At 43.0% G+C, this 959-nt stretch carries 1 protein-coding gene; it reads left to right on the top strand.

Going from position 1 to position 959, the window contains the following annotated elements:
- Positions 1-959: hypothetical protein (locus IEV16_RS13290; RefSeq protein WP_229728362.1), on the top strand; the 959-nt coding region annotated here is incomplete at both ends.

The raw sequence follows: 959 nt of genomic DNA, 5'->3' as shown, positions 1-959 counted from the left end.
TACTGTCAATCAGCGCAGAGGACAGCTTAATCAATCAACCACATGATCTGGTTATTGATAGTTTAATACTGACTAATGACAGCCATTGGGTGCAAGGTGGTGAGCTAACTGTTAACAACACCTATGATATCCAGAATTCCAGTGTGGATCACCAGGCGAGTTTTACCATTCCTGAAGTCACGCCTTATGTGATATCAAATGGTGCAAGAGAAGTCCTCAATGCGGTGCATCCTGCCTGGACTGAGATAAGTGTCGAAAGTGGTGCCCACTTACAGATTAATGTGAACCACCCGCAACTCACTGATTTAAGTATTGATTCAGCTGAAGTTGAGATTAATGTGCCACAAACCTTAACGAATTTGGACTTAAACAATGGTGCCATATTAACGCATGGGCAAGGCGTATCAGGCGTTCACCTAACAGTCACGGATGTGACAGTAAGTGCCGATTCATCAATTGATGTCAGTGGTAAAGGGGCTGCTTATGATTCAAATTCCATGAGTTGGGGTTCAGGAGGCAGTCATGGTGGATTAGGTGGATTATACAATTCAGGTGACTCTACTAATTCAACTTATGGTGATTTAAGAGAGCCGTTGGATTTAGGTGCCAGTGGTAATTACAGCCGAGGCGGTGGTTCATTACGCTTAACAGTAAGCAATGTACTAAATTTAGCTGGAAGTATTAAATCTAACGGGCTTCAGGAAAATAACAACTATGGTGGAGGCAGTGGTGGATCTTTATGGATAGAAGTTAACGAACTTAATGGTTTGGGCCAAATTAGTGCCAATGGAACTAATGTATACAATGGTTCAGGTGCTGGCGGACGAGTTGCCGTTTATTACGACACACTGAACGGTTTTGATTTAAGTTCACAGGTTCAAGCCTTTGGAGGCTATGTTCGAGTACCACCTAACAAAGATTACCATAACGGCGGAGCCGGAACGATTTATCTTAAAGAC

Origin of the sequence: Marinicella pacifica (assembly GCF_014636635.1) — a bacterium.
Lineage (GTDB): Bacteria > Pseudomonadota > Gammaproteobacteria > Xanthomonadales > Marinicellaceae > Marinicella > Marinicella pacifica.
This window is presented reverse-complemented; position numbering and strand designations above follow the sequence as displayed.